Below are 15,626 nucleotides of genomic sequence, written 5' to 3'. Positions count from 1 at the left end.
GCCGGTGCCTCCCGGCCGGGTTTCCGCCCCTCAGCTCCGGGCGCGCCCCCGGCATCTTGCATTTCGCGGGGCCCTGCCTGAAAACGCCCATACGTACGTATTCTTTCGTTCCGATCGGGGAGGGCCGCATGGGACGTCGCCCCACGATCGACCGCGACAAGGTCCTGGACCTGGCCGAGGGCATCCTGTTCTCCGAGGGGACCCGGGGCCTGACCATCGACGCCGTCGCCAGGGCCGCGGGCTGTTCCAAGGGCGGCCTGCAATCCAGTTTTGGCACCAAGAACGACCTGATCGCCGCCCTGATGGAGCGCTGGGAGCGCGAGCACGAGGCGCGGCTGGCGGCCTGCGTCGGCGCCTCCTCCTGCCCCGTGGATGCGCTGCGCGGGCACATCGAGATCAGCCTCGCGATGACCGAGGCGAGCAAGGCGCGCGCGGCCGGGCTGATGGCCGCCCTCATCGAGGCGCGCGACCACCTCGCCAGCACCAAGAACTGGTATCGCGACCGCTTCAGCCTCCTCGGCCTCCGGACCGAGGAGGCACGGCGGGCGCGGGTCGCCCTCTTCGCCGCCGAGGGCGCCTACATGCTGCGCGCCCTCGGCTTCATCCAGCTCGGCGAGGAGGAGTGGCGCAGCCTTCGCCACGATGTCCTCGCGCTGCTGGACGGCGCGCCGCCGGACGAGGACGAGGATGGCGGGCCCCACGACCCGGATACCCGCGCCTGGTGCCCGCAGGGCCCGCCTCTCGCAGCATCCGAGACCCGTCAGCCGCCATCGGCCCCGGCCTGCCCCGGCACCGACCACAGGGCCGGCACCGACCACCGTGCCCGCATGAAACAACGTGCCAGCACCGGGCACGAGGAAGAATCCCTTGTCTGAACCTGGATCAGCATCCTTGAAAGCCATCGTCCTCTGTGCCGGTCAGGGCAAGCGACTGCTTCCCCTGACCGAGCGGGCGCCCAAGTGCCTCCTGCGCGTGGGCGGCCGGTCCATCCTGGAGTGGCAGCTCCGCGGCCTGGCCGCGGCCGGCATCGCGGAGGCCACCCTCGTCACCGGCTTCGAGGCGGCGGCGATCGAGGCGGCGCTCCCCGGCATCACCCCGCCGGGCCTGCGTGTCCGCACGCGGTTCAACCCCTTCTTCGCGGTGGCCGAGAACATCGGCAGCTGCTTCCTGGTGCGCGACCTGCTGCAGGATGGCGACACGGTGCTGCTGAACGGCGACACCCTCTTCGAGCCCGCCGTGCTGCGCCACCTGCTGGCCGCGCCCGCCGCCCCGATCACCGTGACGATCGACCGCAAGCCCGCCTACGACGCGGACGACATGAAGGTCTCGGTCGAGGGCACGCGCCTGCGCGCCATCGGCAAGACCCTGTCGGCCGCGGAGACGAACGGCGAGTCCATCGGCATGCTGCGCTTCCAGGCCGGCGGCGGCGCCCTCTTCGCCGCGGGGCTGGAGGCGGCGCTGCGCCAGCCGGAAGGGCTGCGGCGCTGGTACCTCTCGGTCATCCACGCCCTTGCCGAAACCGGCGAGGTGCGCGTCACCTCCATCGAGGGCCTGAGCTGGGGCGAGGTGGATTACCCGGGCGACCTGGAGCAGGCGGAGGCGCTCGTCCACTCCTGGGCGGCGCCCGCGCTGGCGGCAGGGGTGGGCTGAGGTGGAGGCGCTCCCGACACGCAACACCCTTCCCCAGCGACTCGGCACCTTCGCCGCCCTGGCGGAGGCGCTGGACTACGCCGCGGGGGGTGAGACCGGCTTCACCTTCTACGACGGCCGGGGCGCGCCCACCCGCGCCCTGCCCTACGCCGCCCTTCGCGCGGAGGCGCGGGCCCTGGCCCGCCGGCTGCTCGGCGCCGGCCTCGCGCGCGGGGACCGCGTGGCGATCGTCGCCGAGACGCACCCGGACGTGGTGGCCGTGTTCCTGGCCTGCCAGTACGCCGGGCTCGTCCCCGCGCTGCTGCCCCTACCCACCGCCTTCGGCGGGCGCGAGACCTACATCGAGCACATCGCCCGACTGACGGAGGCGTCCCGCGCCTCCGCCCTCTTCGTGCCGGCCGCGCTGCAATCCTGGCTGGAGCCCTACGCCGCCGGGGCGGGGCTCGCGATCTTCGGCACCGTGGCGGGGATGCCCGTGGACGAGGCGCGGGAGGCGGCGCTGCCCGAGCCGCACCCGCTGGGCGAGGACGAGGTCGCCTACCTGCAGTTCTCCTCCGGCAGCACGCGCTTCCCGGTCGGCGTCGCCGTCACCGGGCGCGCGCTGATGGAGAACATCCGCTCCATTCTCCAGCACGGCCTCCGGCTGGGGCCGGAGGACCGGGCCGTCTCCTGGCTGCCGCTGTACCACGACATGGGGCTGGTCGGCTTCATGCTGGCGCCGCTGGCGGGGCAGGTGACGGTGGACTACCTCTCACCGCAGGAATTCGCGCGCCGGCCGCAGCTCTGGCTGCGGCTGATCTCCGCGCACCGCGCCACCCTCTCCTACAGCCCGAGCTTCGGCTACGAGCTCTGCACTCGCCGCGGCCGGCCCGACCCGGCGCGGGAGGCGCCGCTCGACCTCTCCTCCTGGCGCGCGGCGGGGATCGGGGGCGACATGATCCGCCCGGCGGTGCTGGCCCGCTTCGCCGAGACCTTCGCGCCGGACGGGTTCCGGGCCGGTGCCTTCGTGCCGAGCTACGGCATGGCGGAGGCGACGCTGGCCATCAGCTTCGCCCCGCTGGACGGCGGCTTCGTGACGGACACGGTGGACCTGGACCGGCTGGAGCGCGAGGGTCTGGCCGCCCCCGCCGCGGACGGCACGGCGCGCCTGCGCGAATTCGCCCTCTGCGGCCCGCCCGTGCCGGGCACGGAGCTGGAGATCCGGGACGCCGGCGGCGCGGCCCTGCCGGAGCGGCGCGTCGGCCACGTCGTGGTGCGCGGCCCCGGGCTGATGCAGGGCTACGACAACAGGCCCGAGGAGAGCGCGGCCGCGCTCTCGCCCGATGGATGGCTGAGGACGGGCGACCTCGGCTACCGGCTGGGCGGGCAGGTGGTCATCACCGGCCGGGCCAAAGACCTGATCATCGTCAACGGCCGCAACGTCTGGCCGCAGGACCTGGAATGGGCGGTGGAGCAGTCCCTTCCCACCGCCCGCAGCGGCGACGCCGCCGCCTTCTCAGTGGAAGAGGACGGGGTGGAGCAGGTGGTGATGCTCGTCGAGGCCCGGGGCGCGCCGGACAGCGCGGCGCGGGAGAGGGTGACGACGGAGGTCTCCGGCCTGCTACGCTCCCGCCACGGGGTGGAGGCGCGGGTGGTGCTCGTCTCCCCGGGCACGCTGCCCCGCACCTCCTCGGGCAAGCTCAGCCGGTCGCTCGCGCGCAGCCGCTACCTCGCCAGCCAGCCAGCCGACGGCGCGGACCCGCTCGCCCCCAGCGTCGAGGCGACGCCGCCCGGATGAGCGGGGCGGGATGAGCGGGCAACCGCTGGTCGCGCTCACCGGCGGGACTGGCTTCCTGGGCAGGCATACGGCCGCGGCGCTCGCGGCCGCGGGCTGGCAGGTGCGGATGCTGGTCCGGGATGTCGGGCGGGCCGGCGACACGGCCGCCGAGGCCGTGCCCGGCGACCTCTCCGACCCGGCCGCGCTGCGCCGGCTGGTGGAGGGCGCGGGGGCCGTGGTCCACCTCGCCGGCCTGACCAAGGCGCGGGGGCCGGCCGAGTTCATGGCGGTGAACCGGGACGGCAGCGCGCGGCTGGCCGAGGCGGTCGCCAACGCGGCCCCGGAGGCGCGCCTCGTCATCCTCTCCTCCCTTGCCGCACGGGAACCGGGCCTCTCCCCCTACGCCGCAAGCAAGCGCGCGGGCGAGGAGGCGGCGATCGCCGCCCTCGGCCCGGCCGGGCGCTGGGTGGTGCTGCGGCCCACCGTGATCTACGGGCCGGGGGACCGGGAGGGACTGGCGCTGCGGCGCCTGGCCACCTCCGTCATCGTCCCGGCCCCGCGCGCGCCGGAGCCGCGGATCACCATGGTCCACGCGCGGGACGTGGCCTCCGCCATCGCCACCCTCTGCGTCTCCGGCCCCCTGGGCGGGGTCTTCGAGGTCACGGACGCCCGGTACGCGGGCCATGGCTGGCGCGAGCTGCTGGGGCGCATCGCCGCCGCCCTCGGCAAGCGGCCGCGCTTCGTGGGGGTGCCGGACGGCGCGATGCTGGCGGCCGGCGCGGCGGCGGATGCCCTGGCGCGGGTCACCGGGCGGGGCGGCATCTTCGGGCTCGGCAAGGCGCGGGAGATCCTGCACCGGGACTGGTCCTCCAGCCCCGCGCGGCAGCTGCCCGGCCTCGTCTGGACCCCGCGCATCGGGTTCGAGGAAGGGCTCCGGGACACGCTGGACTGGTGGGCCAGCCTGGACCGCAAATTGCCCCGTGGCTGAGTTGCCGCCGGCCTCGGCCGGGCCTACTCGGCCTCCTCATCCCCCTGCTGCCGCTCGGCCTCATAGCGGTAGAGACAGGTGCTGCCCCCGGCCAGGGGGCCGATGGAGGGCGGAAGCTCCGTCACGGCCAGGCGGTTGCCCTCGATCCGGCCGGCGGCGAAGCGGTCCGATCCGTCCCGGTTCATCGCCAGCTCGCCGTCCGCCCGGACCCGGCCGGCCATGATGGGGCGCTGCGTGCTGGAATGGCGCCGGCGGGAGCTCCGCAGCTCCACGACGCCGTCCCGCACCCGGAACCAAACGGTGCGCGGCTGGGCCCGGCAGTTCCCCACGGCCCCGGACGGGAGCTGCTGGCCCTGGTATAGCCCGTCGAACCGTGCCAACGCCTGCCGTGCCGCGGGATCAGGCGGCGCCGTCCCCCCGTCAGCGCAGCCCGCCAGCAGGGACGAGACCAGCACCAGCGCCGCCAGCGGGCGGCCGCGGAGAACCGGATGAGCCAGCCCGCCACGCCCACCGGCATGTCTGCCGACCGCCCGGTGGTCTTCATCCACACCAACGCGAAGCAGCGGCTCGGCGCCCTGGTTTCCGCCCACTCCTTCCGCCGCAACGCGAGGGACCCGGACTCCTTCGAGGTGCGCCTGCTGGAGGCCGAGGATTCCGCGCCCCTGCGCGCGGCCGAGGGGCGGAGCTTCCTGCGCGCGGGGCACGCCCGCCCCTGGACAATGGACGACCTGCAATCCTTCACCCCTCTCCGCTTCGCCGTGCCCGACGCCATGGGCCACACCGGCGTGGCCCTGGTGGTGGACCCCGACGTCTTCGCGGCCGGGGACGTGGGCGAGCTCTTCGCCCGCGACCGCCAGGGCAAGGCCATATGGTGCCGCGCCCGCCCCGGGCACAACGGCGCGGCGGATTACCTCGCGTCCAGCGTCATGCTGCTGGACTGCGCCCGCCTGCCGCACTGGCGCTTCGAGGCGCTGCTAGAGGATCTTTTCGCGCACCGGCTGGACTACGTGGACCTGATCGAGCTGCGGCGGGAGCCGCGCGAGACGGTCGGGCTGCTGGAGACGGTCTGGAACGACTTCGACCGGCTGGCCCCCGACACGCGCCTGCTGCACACCACCAAGCGCCGCACCCAGCCCTGGAAGACCGGCCTGCCCGTGGACTTCACCCTGCGGGACCGCGGCTTCGGCCCGATCCCGGCGGCGGTGGTGCGCCCCTTCCTGCGGCTCTGGACCGCCCGGGCCCGGTACAAGCCCCATCCCGACCCGCGGCAGGAGACCTTCTTCTTCGCCCTGCTGGCCGAGTGCCTGGACGAGGGATCCGTCACCCGGGCGGAGGTGGAGCACGGGATCCGCGAGCGGCATATCCGCCCGGACGCGCTGGCGCTGGCGGATCGCTGCCGGGGCCAGCTTCCCCGGCCGCACCGCCCGGCAGCAGCGGCCTGATGCGCGCCAGCGCCGCCGCGGTTGCGTCCATTGAGGCGTCCGGCGGGGCAGCATGCCCGTTCGCCAGCCGGTGATGCTCCAGCCCCCGCCAGAAGAACCAGAGGTCGCGCGGCCAGCCCAACAGCGCGCCCCAGGCCCGGCCCAGCGCGCGCAGGGCGGGTGGGGCCGGGCCGCCGGCCGCCGCCAGCCGCAGCGCGCGCATCCCGCGCAGCAGGGCGCCGCCGAGCGCGCCCGCCCGGACGGGGATGAGGGTGACGGGCCGCCCGGCCGCCAGCGCGTCCGAGACCATCGAGACGCTGTCGGCGGTGACGGCGATGCTTTCCGACAGGGCGAGCAGGCCGGGATAGGGGTTCCGCTCCCCCTCGCCCTCCAGCAGCGCGGCCGGCACCGGGGCTGCGGCCAGGAGATCGCGCACCCGCCCGGCCAGGGCCGTCGGGGTGCGCCGGCTGGCGACCGCGAGGACGCTGCCGCCCTCCGCCTCCGCCCGCGCGACCAGGGCGCGGCAGGCGCGCTCCACCGCCTCCCCGTCCAGCCGCCAGGGCGGGGACGGGCCGCCGAGGAGGAGGGACCGGCGCGGCGCGGGGAAGGCCGCGAAGGCCTCGCCCCAGGCCGCCGCCGCCGCCGCCAGCCGCGCGGGGGTCTGTCGCGTCGGGGCGACCGGCAGCTCCAGCACGGTGGGGCCGGGGGGCACGCCGTACTGCGGCGTGGTCACCACCAGGTCGAAGAGGGCGGGATCGCATCGCGGCCGCCCGATCCCGACGAGCCGGGCGCGCCCGCCGGAGCGCGCGCGCACCCAGCGCGCGGCCGGCACGCTGCGCCGCCCGACGCCGATGACGAGGTCCGGCCAGGGCGGCACCAGCCGCGCGCGGGAGGCCCGGCCCAGGCTCGCCAGCCCGGCCCCGAGGAGCCATGGCGGCAGAAGCCGCAAGGCGTTGTGGCGGAGGCGCACCTCCCTCACCGCGCCGCCCGTCTCCGCCGCCACGGCCTCCGCCAGGGCCAGCACCCCGTTGTTGTCGCCGGTGCGCGGGCCGAGCAGCGCCCAGATGCGCGGCCGCTCGCTGCTCTCCATACCGTCCATGCGGCCTTCCAGCGGTCCCAAGGGGTAGATCCCGGCCGGAGATGCAGCAGGGACAGGCCATGCGCATAGCCTACATCGCCGGCACCGCCCTCCCCTCCCGCGTGGCGAGCGCGGTGAACGTCATGGGCATGTGCCGCGCCTTCACCGCCGCGGGGCACGAGGTCACGCTCTACGCGCGCGGCCGGCAATCGGACGCGCCAGCGGTCTTCGAGGCCTTCGGCAGGCCTCCGGGGTTCGAGCTGGTGCTGCGGGCGCCGCCGGACCTGCCGCTGGGCAAGAACCTGCTCTACCCCCTGCTGGCGGCGCGGGAACTGGCGGCCCGGCCGGCGCCGGACCTGCTCTACGGGCGCCACGCCTACGCGCTGGCCGCCGCCGTGGCCCGCACCCGCACCCCCTTCGCTTACGAGGTCCACGCGCTGCCGCGGCGGCGGGCGCGGCGCCTGGCGGAAGCCTGGCTGCTCCGCCATCCCCGCCTGGCCCTGGCCGTCGCCATCTCCCGCAGCCTGGCCGATGACTACGCCGCCGCCGTGCCGGCCCTGGCCGGGCGCCCGATGACCGTGGCGCATGACGGCGCGGACCCGGTGGCGGATCCCGGACCGCCGCCCGAGCCCTGGCCGGGCCGCCCGGGCGCGCCGCAGCTGGGCTATGTCGGCCACCTCTACCCCGGCAAGGGAATGGAGACTGTGGCCGCCCTGGCGGAGGCCCTGCCCGAATGCGACCTGCACGCGGTGGGCGGGATGGAGGCGGACATCGCCCTCTGGCGCGCACGCCTTGCCGGGCGGGCCAACCTGCACCTGCACGGCCATGTGCCGCACGCGCGCGTGCCCGCCTACCTCGCCCGCTTCGACCTGCTGCTGGCGCCGCCCGCGCCGAGCGTGGCCTCCTCCGCGGGGCGGGAGATCGGGCGCTGGATGTCGCCGCTGAAGCTGTTCGAGTACATGGCCGCCGGCCGCCCGATCCTCGCCTCGGACATCCCGGCGCTACGGGAGATCCTGGCGGGGACCGGGGCCGCGCTTCTCCTGCCGCCGGGGGACGCCCCGGCCTGGGCCGCCGCCGCCCGGGCGCTGCTGGCCGATCCCGCGCGGGCCGCCGCCCTCGGCGCGCGGGCGCGGGCGGCGCTGCTGGAGACCTACACCTGGGATGCCCGGGCCGCCCGCATCCTGGCGCGGCTGGAAGGGCCCCGGGCATGAGCGCCGCGGCCGGCGCGGCCGGGGCCGACGCGCTGTTCCGGCGCATCCTGCGGAACGCCGGGCTGCTGCTGGGCGGCAAGATCGCGACGGCGCTGCTGAACCTGGCGGCCTTCGGCCTGGGAATGCACACGCTCGGCGCCGCGGGCATGGGCGTGCTGGTGCTGATCCACGGCTTCGCCCAGACCGCCGCCTCCTTCGTGAAGTTCCAGTCCTGGCAGGCCGTGCTGCGCTACGGGGCGGGCAGCCTGGAGCCGGAGCGGCGCCCCGCCTTCCGGGCCCTGCTCCGCTTCACCCTGGCGCTCGACATCGGCTCCGGGGTGGTGGGCAGCCTCGGCTGCGCGGGGGCCGCCTGGTACCTCGGCTCCCTCTTCGGCTGGCCGCCGGAGGTGGTGCCGCTGGGCGCCCTCTACGCCACCTGCACGGCCTTCCTGGTCCTGGCCACCCCGATCGGGCTGCTCCGCCTCTTCGACCGCTTCGACCTGCTGGCGCGGCGGGACGCCATGGGGGCGGCCTTCCGGCTGGCAGGCGCCGGGCTGGCCGCGGCCACAGGGGCAGGGCTACCGGGCTTCCTGGCCGCCTGGTACGCGGGCACGGTGCTCGGCGGACTGGTCCTCATCGCGGCCGCCTGGAGGGAGCTCTCCCGCCGCGGGCTGCTGCGGCGGGAGGCGGGGGCGCCGCGGCCACGGGCGACGGAGGCGCATCCCGGCATCTGGGGCTTCGCCTGGTCCACCAACCTGATGACCACCCTCTCCCTCGGCTCCACCCACCTCGCCACCCTCTGCGTCGGCGCGATGCTCGGCCCGGCGGAGGCCGCCCTCTTCGCCCTGGCCCGGCAGCTCGGGGAGGCGGCGCTGAAGCCCAGCCGCTTCCTCACCCCCGCCCTCTACCCGGAGCTGGCCCGGCTGGCGGCGGAGCGGGACCGGGCGGCCCTACGCCGGCTCATGCGGCGCGGTCTCGGCCTCTCGGCAGGGATCGCCCTCGTCTTCCTTGCCGTGCTGGCCGCGCTGGGGGAATGGCTGCTTCGCCTGGTGGGCGGAGCGGACGGTCCCGGGGCCTATCCCGTCATGCTGCTGCTGGGGGTTGCCTCCTCCATCGGCTTCGCCGGTTTCGCGCTGGAACCCCTGCTGGTCTCCATGGGCCGACACGCCCTCGCGCTGCGACTTCGGGCCGTGGCGACAGGGGTTTACGTCCCCCTCGCCCTCACCGGGCTGGCCCTGGTCGGGCTCCCCGGGGCGGGGATGGCCTCCATCCTCTCGGCACTTCTCTTGCTAGCCGGGCAGGCTGTGCCCTCCGCGCAATGGCTGTTACAAGATGACAATTCAGAAACAGGATGATCCTTGCATCTGGCTTACAGGAAGCCTTAGTCCGGAATTGCCCGGGGGGGCGTTGGGGTTTCCTTTGTAGGGGAAAAAAGATGCTGGATGAGCAGGCGGCCCTGCGGGAAATCGCCGCGGCCCTGGAGGAGTCCGGGAAGCTGACCGGCCCCGTGACCATGGAGACGCATATCCTGCGCGACCTGAACTTCGACTCCGTGGGCGCGATCGACTTCATCATGCTGCTGGAGACCCGGCTGGACACCATCATCTCGATGGACCGGATGGCCGAGATCGAGACCGTCGGCGACCTCGTCCGCGTCCTCGTCAGCGACCCGAGCCTGGCGGCCTGAGCATGCTGTCCAAGTTCCGCGCTCTGCGCGATGAGCACGCGGCCGTCAGCGCGGCCGGTCGCGACCCCTTCGGCGTCACCTTCGATGCCATTCTCTCCGCCACTGAGGCCCTGCTGGGCGGGCGGCGAATCCTGCTGCTCGGCACCAACAACTACCTCGGCCTGACTTTCGACGCGGACTGCATCGACGCCGCCGTGGTCGCGACGCAGGAGCGGGGCACGGGCACCACCGGATCCCGCATCGCCAACGGCACCTATGACGGGCACGCGGCGCTGGAGCGGCGGCTGGCCGCCTTCCTGAAGCGCCGCTCGGCCATGGTCTTCACCACCGGCTACCAGGCGAATCTCGGCGCCCTCTCCACCATCGCGGGCAAGGGCGACCACCTGCTGCTGGACGGCGACAGCCACGCCAGCATCTACGACGGCGCGCGCCTCGGCCATGCCCAGGTCACGCGCTTCCGCCACAACGACCCGGACGACCTCCGGCGCCGCCTGCGCATCCTCTCCTCCCAGCCCGGCGAGAAGCTCATCGTGGCGGAAGGCATCTACAGCATGCTCGGCGACACCGCCCCGCTGCGGGAAATGGCGGAGGTGAAGCGCGAGGCCGGCGCCTGGCTGATGGTGGACGAGGCCCATTCCCTCGGCGTGCTGGGCGACAACGGGCGCGGCCTGGCCGAGGCCGAGGGGGTGGAGGACGACGTGGACTTCGTCGTCGGCACCTTCAGCAAGAGCCTCGGCGCGATCGGCGGCTTCCTCGCCTCGGACCTGGACGGGTTCGACGCGCTGCGCCTCTCCGCGCGCCCCTACATGTTCACCGCCTCCCTGCCTCCCGCCATCGCCGCCTCCGTCCTGCGGGCGATCGACGTGATGGAGGCGCGGCCGGAGCTGCGCGGCGCGCTGCGCCGGAACGGGCAGCAGCTGCATGAGGGGCTGGTGGCGTCGGGCTTCCTGCTCAACGCCATGCCGAGCCCCATCGTCTCCCTTTCCATGCCCAACCGGGAGACGGCGGTGATATTCTGGAACCGGCTGTTGGCGGAGGGGGTCTACACCAACCTCGCCCTCGGCCCGGCCACGCCGGGCGGGCGGCCGCTGCTGCGGATGAGCGTGAGCGCCGCCCTTACCCCGGCGCAGATCGGCACGGCGGTGGACGCGATCACCCGCACCGGCCACGCGCTGGGGCTGCTCAGCGTCCCGCTGGCGGCGGAGTAGGCGGCTGACGCCAGCGCAGGCACGGGCGGGGGGCGCCATGCGCGACCTGCCGGCCGCGCTGGCGCTGCTGGCCCTGGCCTTCCTGGCGCGCGGCCTCTTCTTCGGGAACCCGGTGGTCGAGAGCGACGAGCAGTTCTACCTGCTCGTCGGCGACCGGCTGCTCGGCGGCGCCCTGCCCTACCGCGACATCTGGGACCGCAAGCCGGTCGGGCTCTTCTTGGTCTACGCCGCAATCCGCGCCCTCGGCGGGGAAGGGATCGTGCAGTACCAGGTCGTCGCCACCCTCTTCGCAGCGGCCACGGCCTTCCTGGTCTTCCGCATCGGCGCGGAGGTGGCGCCCCGGCGGGGCGGCCTTCTCGCCGGCGCGGCCTATCTCCTCTGGCTCGGCGCCTTCGGGGGAGAGGGCGGGCAGGCGCCGGTCCTCTACAACCTTCCCATGGCCGCGGCCGCCTGGGCCGCGCTGCGCGCGGTTGCGCATCCCGGCACCCCCGCCCGGCTTCTGGGCCTGGGCGCGGCCGCGATGCTCGCCACCGGCCTGGCCATGCAGGTGAAGTACACCGCCGTGTTCGAGGGCGCCTTCCTCGGCCTCGCCCTCCTCTGGGCCGCCTGGCGGGCGCGGGCGGGATGGCCCTTCCTGCTCCTAGCCTCCCTCGCCTGGGCCGCCTGCGCGCTCCTCCCCACCGCCGCCGCCCTTGCCGCCTACGCCGCCCTGGGCGAGGCGGAGGCCTTCCTCTTCGCGAACTTCCTCTCGATCTTCCGGCGCAACACCGCGGCGCTCGGCTCCTCCCTGCCCCGGCTCGCGGCCATGGCCGGGCTGCTGCTGCCGCTCGGGCTCGCCGCGGTGCTCGGCCTGCGGCAGGGCTGGAGGGAGGCCACCGGGGCCCCGCGGCGGCGCGCCCTGGGCTTCGTCGCCGGCTGGTCGGCGGCGGCGGTGCTCGGCGTCCTCCTTTTCGGCACCTACTACAACCACTACGCCCTGCCGCTGCTCCTGCCCCTCTCGGTCGCCGCGGCCCCGCTGCTGGGCCGGCCCCTCCAGGATCCGGGCGCCCGGGCCTGGAAGGTCCCGGCCGCGCCCGCCCTCCTCGCCCTCGGCGCGGTCGCCACGATCGTCCCGGCGATCCTCCACCTCCGCTCCCGCGGCGACGGCAGCGAGGTGCGGGCCCTCGCCGCCGCCGTACGGCCCGGCGCCACCCTTTACGTGTTCGACGGGGAATCGATCCTCTACTTCCTCACCCGCAGCCCCCTGCCGACGCGCTACGTCTTCCCCACCCACCTGAACGACCGGCGCGAGGCGAGCGGGATCGGCGTGGACCCGGTGGCGGAGCTGCGGCGCGTCCTGGCCTCCCGCCCCGACTACGTCGTGACGACCGACAGAACGCGCGAGCGCATCAACCCGGCCGCGGAGGCGGTGCTGGCAGAGGCCCTGGCCGGCGGCTACCGCGTCGTGCAGCAGGTGCGGATCGGCAGCCGGCAGCGGCTGCTCTACGCGCGGCTGCCCTGAGCGGCGCGATGGACGAAAGGGCGGTGCTTCCCGCCGCCCTCGATGGAAGGCGGGCATCCTCCGGCACTGGCACGCATGGCTGGGAAGGAGGCCGGAAGGGGACGGGGTTCAGCGGCTGACCGGCTGGAACAGGCGGGGATGCCGACCGGGCCGGGACACGCCGCCGTTCAGCGCACCGCGCCCCGCCGCCGCAGCCGCCACAGGAGGAGGGGCGCGGCCAGGATCGGGTGCCGGCGCTGCCAGGGCGTCAGCTCCACAGCCACGCCGGAGTGCCGGGCGACCTTGTCGGCGAGGTAGTCGGGCCCGCCGTCGAAGGTGAAGGCGGCCTTGACCAGCCGGGCGACGTTCAACGCCTTCCCGGCGACGCGGCGCCGCCTCCAGGCTCTTTGCCCATCCACCGCCGGGCGCGCGCCGGGCCCGGACAGCGCCGCGGGCAGGGCGGCGTCGAACCAGGCGGGGGCGGTGGCGACGATGCTCTCGGGCCGGTTGCCGCGCTCCACGCGCAGCTCCGCCCCGTAGGTGCTGGCGAAGAGGTGGCGCCACAGGGCGGCCGCCGGCTCCACCGGGGCGCCCAGGCGCAGGGCCCAGGTCACGGCGGTCCGTACCGCCTGCGCCACGGCGGCCTCGACGCGGCGGCGCACCCCGGCATCCCGCGCGTAAACGAGGGTGGTGGGCTGGCAGAACCGCGCCCAGAGGGTGGTATCCACTGAATCGGGCCGCATCCGCCGCTCGAAGGCGTGCAGGGTCATGACGGCGACCTTGGCGCGGAGGGGTTCCTGGCCGTCGAGGCGCCAGTGCAGGACGTTCGGCGGCAGCGCGGCGTTGAGGAGGGCCAGGGCGCCCGGGCCGTTGAAGGCGCGGTCCGAGGTGGTGAGGACGTAGAGGTCCAGCAGCCCCGCGGCCTCCCCGCTGCGCCGGTTGGAGCCGTAGAGGAGCACCGCCTCCACCGCCGCCCCGTGCCGGGCGACGATGCTCTCGGCCAGCCGCCGCGCGGCGCGCATGGCGGGGCTGGGCTCCTCGGGGAAGGCCAGCTCCGCCGCGGCGAGGGCGAGGAGCGGGTCGCTCACGGCGCGGCGAAGGTGGCGGTGGTGGGGGCGGAGAGGAGCAGGCCCTCGGGGCCGGGTTCGTACACCTCGCCGTCGAGGACGAAGGGAACCTTGAGGCGGAGGGAGATCCGGGCGGCCCGGCCGCTGCCGTAGCCCCGCTCGGCCATCCAGGGGGGCATCGCCGCCCCATCAGTGTTCCGGCGGGCGGCCAGGATCGCCGCGGCCAGCCGCCTCGGCGGGGCCTGCACGTCGAGCCAGCGCAGCGGGCCGTCTCCCCCGCCCCAGAAGGGCCAGAGGCCGAGCATCAGCCGGTCCAGCGGCGTCGCGAGAAAGAGGGACCGGCGCCCCGGCGGGGTGGGGCGGCCATCCACCGAGAGGTCCATGGGGTATCCGGCGCGCAGGGGGTGGCCGCGCCCGGCGATGGCGCGGAAGGCGGTGCCGGCGAGCGCCAGCCCGACCGCGAGCCGGTCATGGATGCCGCGCCCGTGGAGCCGGCGATCCGCCATCTCCTTCGCGACCGTGAGGGCGCCGGCGCCGAGGAGGAAGCCCCGCATCGGCGCTTCGTCCAGGCCGGGGCGGGCCACCTCCAGCACGGGCACGGCGCGGCGGCGCAGGGTGCCGCCCTCCGCGGCGCGGCGCAGGGCGGCAAGGCCCTTCTCCCCCGGCCCGGCGGTGCCGAGGACGCGGGCGGCGAGGTTCGTCTTGCCGGTGGCGAGGAGGGCGATCGCAGGGGGGGCTTCGAAGCAGGATGGCAGGGCGGTCAGCACCTCCCGCAGCGTGCCGTCGCCGCCCTGCACGGCCAGCAGCTCCACGCCCCTCGCCGCGAAGTCGCCCAGCACGAAGCGGAGCGCCTCCGGCGTGTCCGGCGCGGCGCGGAGCATCCCGGCGGTGGCGGCCCCGTCGAGCCTGTGCCGCCCCTCCTGTAGGGCGCGGCTGAGCGGGTTGGTGATGAGGCCGATGCGCGGCGCGCTCATCCCTCCAACCAGGAGCGCAGCGGCGCCCGGCGCCGGGCCAGCCCGGCCTGCACCGTCACCACCACCTGCTCCAGGCATCCGAACACCGTCCAGGCGGCCAGGGCGAGCATGCCCCAGTCCGGGCGGCCGAACAGGGTGAACACGCTCAGGATCAGCAGGTTCGGGTTCCGGCGGGCGATCCACAGGCGGAAGAAGCTGTCGAAGCGCCGCCAGACATGGATCTCCATCCTGTAGAGGCCGAGGAACAGCCCCTCCTGCAGGCGCTGCGCCACGTAGCCGCCGAAGACGATGACGCCGACCGTCACGGGATAGGCCAGCGGCATCCCGGCGGCGGAGAGGCCGAGGATCCAGGCCAGCCACCAGAAGGGCGGATGGATCAGGTCGATCGCGTGGTCGAAGACATTGCCCAGCGGGGTCGAGGTCAGCGTCACCCGCGCCAGCTTGCCGTCCACCGTGTCCAGGAAGGTCATGACCCAGGCGGCGAGCAGCCCGGGCCACCAGGACCCGATCGCGAAGAGCCAGAGCGCGACGAAGACGAGGATCAGGCTGGCGAAGGTCACCATGTTCGGCGTGATGCCGAGCGCGGCGCAGGCGCGCACCACCTGGAACGCCGGGCGGGGCCAGACGTGCTTCGTGATGGCGTCCGTCACGCCCTTGTAGGAGCCGCCGAACATCTCCCACTCCACCGCGCCCCGCGTGCCGGCATTGAGGCGGAGGAGGTAGGGGTTCCCGCGCTTGCGCAGCGCCTTGTTGTAGAGGTCCGCGAGGTCAGTCGGGCGGGCGGGGACGAGGCCGGCGAAGGCGGGGTCGCCCGCGGGGCGGCCGGCGAGCAGCGCGGCGGCGACCGGGGCGGCCTCCGCGCCGGCGGGCAGGTGAGCGGCGACGGGCAGCCCGTCCTCCGGCCGGAGGAGGAGCGCGCCGGGGCGGCCGGCGAGGCCCTTCACAAGGGAGGCGTCGTAGACCTGGTCGGCGCGAAGGAGGAGCAGCGCGCCCGCGGGGGCATCGCCCGCCCAGGGCGCGGCATCCGCCACCCCGGCCCGGATCAGGGCCCGGCGCAGCAGCTCCGATCCCGGCATGCTCCAGACAGGCACGGGGGACTCCCCGATCCACCGCGCCGAAGGGGGGGC

Annotated in this window: 14 protein-coding genes; 9 read left to right on the top strand and 5 right to left on the bottom strand. The window is 75.2% G+C overall.

All coding sequences use genetic code 11. From position 1 onward, the window contains the following. Positions 1-128 precede the first annotated feature (128 nt). From VQH23_RS13350 to VQH23_RS13335, 4 genes are read left to right on the top strand one after another with little or no spacing between them, the layout of a single operon-like run. Positions 129-875, top strand: coding sequence for a TetR/AcrR family transcriptional regulator (locus tag VQH23_RS13350; protein WP_338661224.1), 747 nt, complete (start codon positions 129-131; stop codon positions 873-875). Positions 876-891: 16 nt separating this feature from the next. Beyond that, positions 892-1,650, top strand: a complete 759-nt coding sequence (locus tag VQH23_RS13345) for a phosphocholine cytidylyltransferase family protein (RefSeq protein WP_338661223.1) — start codon at positions 892-894, stop codon at positions 1,648-1,650. A gap of 1 nt (position 1,651) precedes the next feature. Beyond that, complete coding sequence (locus tag VQH23_RS13340) at positions 1,652-3,427, top strand: fatty acyl-AMP ligase (protein WP_338661222.1); 1,776 nt, start codon at positions 1,652-1,654, stop codon at positions 3,425-3,427. Between the two features lie 10 nt (positions 3,428-3,437). Next, a complete protein-coding gene (locus VQH23_RS13335) occupies positions 3,438-4,394 on the top strand; it encodes an SDR family NAD(P)-dependent oxidoreductase (RefSeq protein ID WP_338661221.1) in 957 nt (318 codons plus the stop codon). Positions 4,395-4,417: 23 nt separating this feature from the next. Here VQH23_RS13335 and VQH23_RS13330 read toward each other — a convergent pair whose 3' ends face one another. Both VQH23_RS13330 and VQH23_RS13325 read right to left on the bottom strand, forming a co-directional pair. Next, on the bottom strand, positions 4,418-4,849 hold the full coding sequence (locus VQH23_RS13330) for a hypothetical protein (protein ID WP_338661220.1): 432 nt from the start codon (positions 4,847-4,849) through the stop codon (positions 4,418-4,420). An 865-nt stretch (positions 4,850-5,714) separates the two neighbouring features. Beyond that, positions 5,715-6,914, bottom strand: coding sequence for an ELM1/GtrOC1 family putative glycosyltransferase (locus VQH23_RS13325; RefSeq protein WP_338661219.1), 1,200 nt, complete (start codon positions 6,912-6,914; stop codon positions 5,715-5,717). A 41-nt stretch (positions 6,915-6,955) separates the two neighbouring features. Here VQH23_RS13325 and VQH23_RS13320 point away from each other — a divergent pair, with 41 nt between their 5' ends. The 5 genes from VQH23_RS13320 to VQH23_RS13300 all read left to right on the top strand — a co-directional run bounded on the left by VQH23_RS13320 (position 6,956) and on the right by VQH23_RS13300 (position 12,479). After that, positions 6,956-8,104: a glycosyltransferase family 4 protein gene (locus VQH23_RS13320; RefSeq protein WP_338661218.1), complete on the top strand. Its 1,149-nt coding sequence runs from the start codon at positions 6,956-6,958 to the stop codon at positions 8,102-8,104. After that, the gene (locus VQH23_RS13315; RefSeq protein ID WP_338661217.1) at positions 8,101-9,438 is read left to right on the top strand and encodes a lipopolysaccharide biosynthesis protein; all 1,338 of its coding nucleotides are present in this window, start codon (positions 8,101-8,103) and stop codon (positions 9,436-9,438) included. The genes VQH23_RS13320 and VQH23_RS13315 overlap by 4 nt, the downstream gene beginning before the upstream one ends. A gap of 80 nt (positions 9,439-9,518) precedes the next feature. Then, positions 9,519-9,770: an acyl carrier protein gene (locus VQH23_RS13310; RefSeq protein ID WP_338661216.1), complete on the top strand. Its 252-nt coding sequence runs from the start codon at positions 9,519-9,521 to the stop codon at positions 9,768-9,770. Then, positions 9,767-10,978: a serine palmitoyltransferase gene (gene spt / locus VQH23_RS13305; RefSeq protein WP_338666100.1), complete on the top strand. Its 1,212-nt coding sequence runs from the start codon at positions 9,767-9,769 to the stop codon at positions 10,976-10,978. The genes VQH23_RS13310 and spt overlap by 4 nt, the downstream gene beginning before the upstream one ends. Before the next feature lie 37 nt (positions 10,979-11,015). After that, on the top strand, positions 11,016-12,479 hold the full coding sequence (locus VQH23_RS13300) for a hypothetical protein (RefSeq protein WP_338661215.1): 1,464 nt from the start codon (positions 11,016-11,018) through the stop codon (positions 12,477-12,479). Positions 12,480-12,646: 167 nt separating this feature from the next. Here the strand turns inward: VQH23_RS13300 and VQH23_RS13295 are convergent, their stop codons facing one another. Genes VQH23_RS13295 through VQH23_RS13285 form a run of 3 tightly spaced genes read right to left on the bottom strand, consistent with a single transcriptional unit; the run spans position 12,647 to position 15,590 of the window. Next, positions 12,647-13,546, bottom strand: a complete 900-nt coding sequence (locus VQH23_RS13295) for a hypothetical protein (RefSeq protein WP_338661214.1) — start codon at positions 13,544-13,546, stop codon at positions 12,647-12,649. Continuing rightward, a complete protein-coding gene (locus tag VQH23_RS13290) occupies positions 13,543-14,499 on the bottom strand; it encodes a diacylglycerol kinase family protein (protein WP_338661213.1) in 957 nt (318 codons plus the stop codon). The genes VQH23_RS13295 and VQH23_RS13290 overlap by 4 nt, the downstream gene beginning before the upstream one ends. Further along, positions 14,496-15,590 carry a CDP-alcohol phosphatidyltransferase family protein gene (locus VQH23_RS13285; protein ID WP_338661212.1) on the bottom strand — a complete coding sequence of 365 codons (1,095 nt, stop codon included), beginning with the start codon at positions 15,588-15,590 and terminating at the stop codon, positions 14,496-14,498. Before VQH23_RS13285 ends, VQH23_RS13290 begins: the two co-directional genes overlap by 4 nt. Positions 15,591-15,626: the final 36 nt, after the last annotated feature.

The sequence above is a fragment of the Pararoseomonas sp. SCSIO 73927 genome (assembly GCF_037040815.1).
Lineage (GTDB): Bacteria > Pseudomonadota > Alphaproteobacteria > Acetobacterales > Acetobacteraceae > Roseomonas.
The sequence above is the reverse complement of the archived record's forward strand: the minus strand, read 5'-3'. Positions and strand labels throughout refer to the sequence as shown.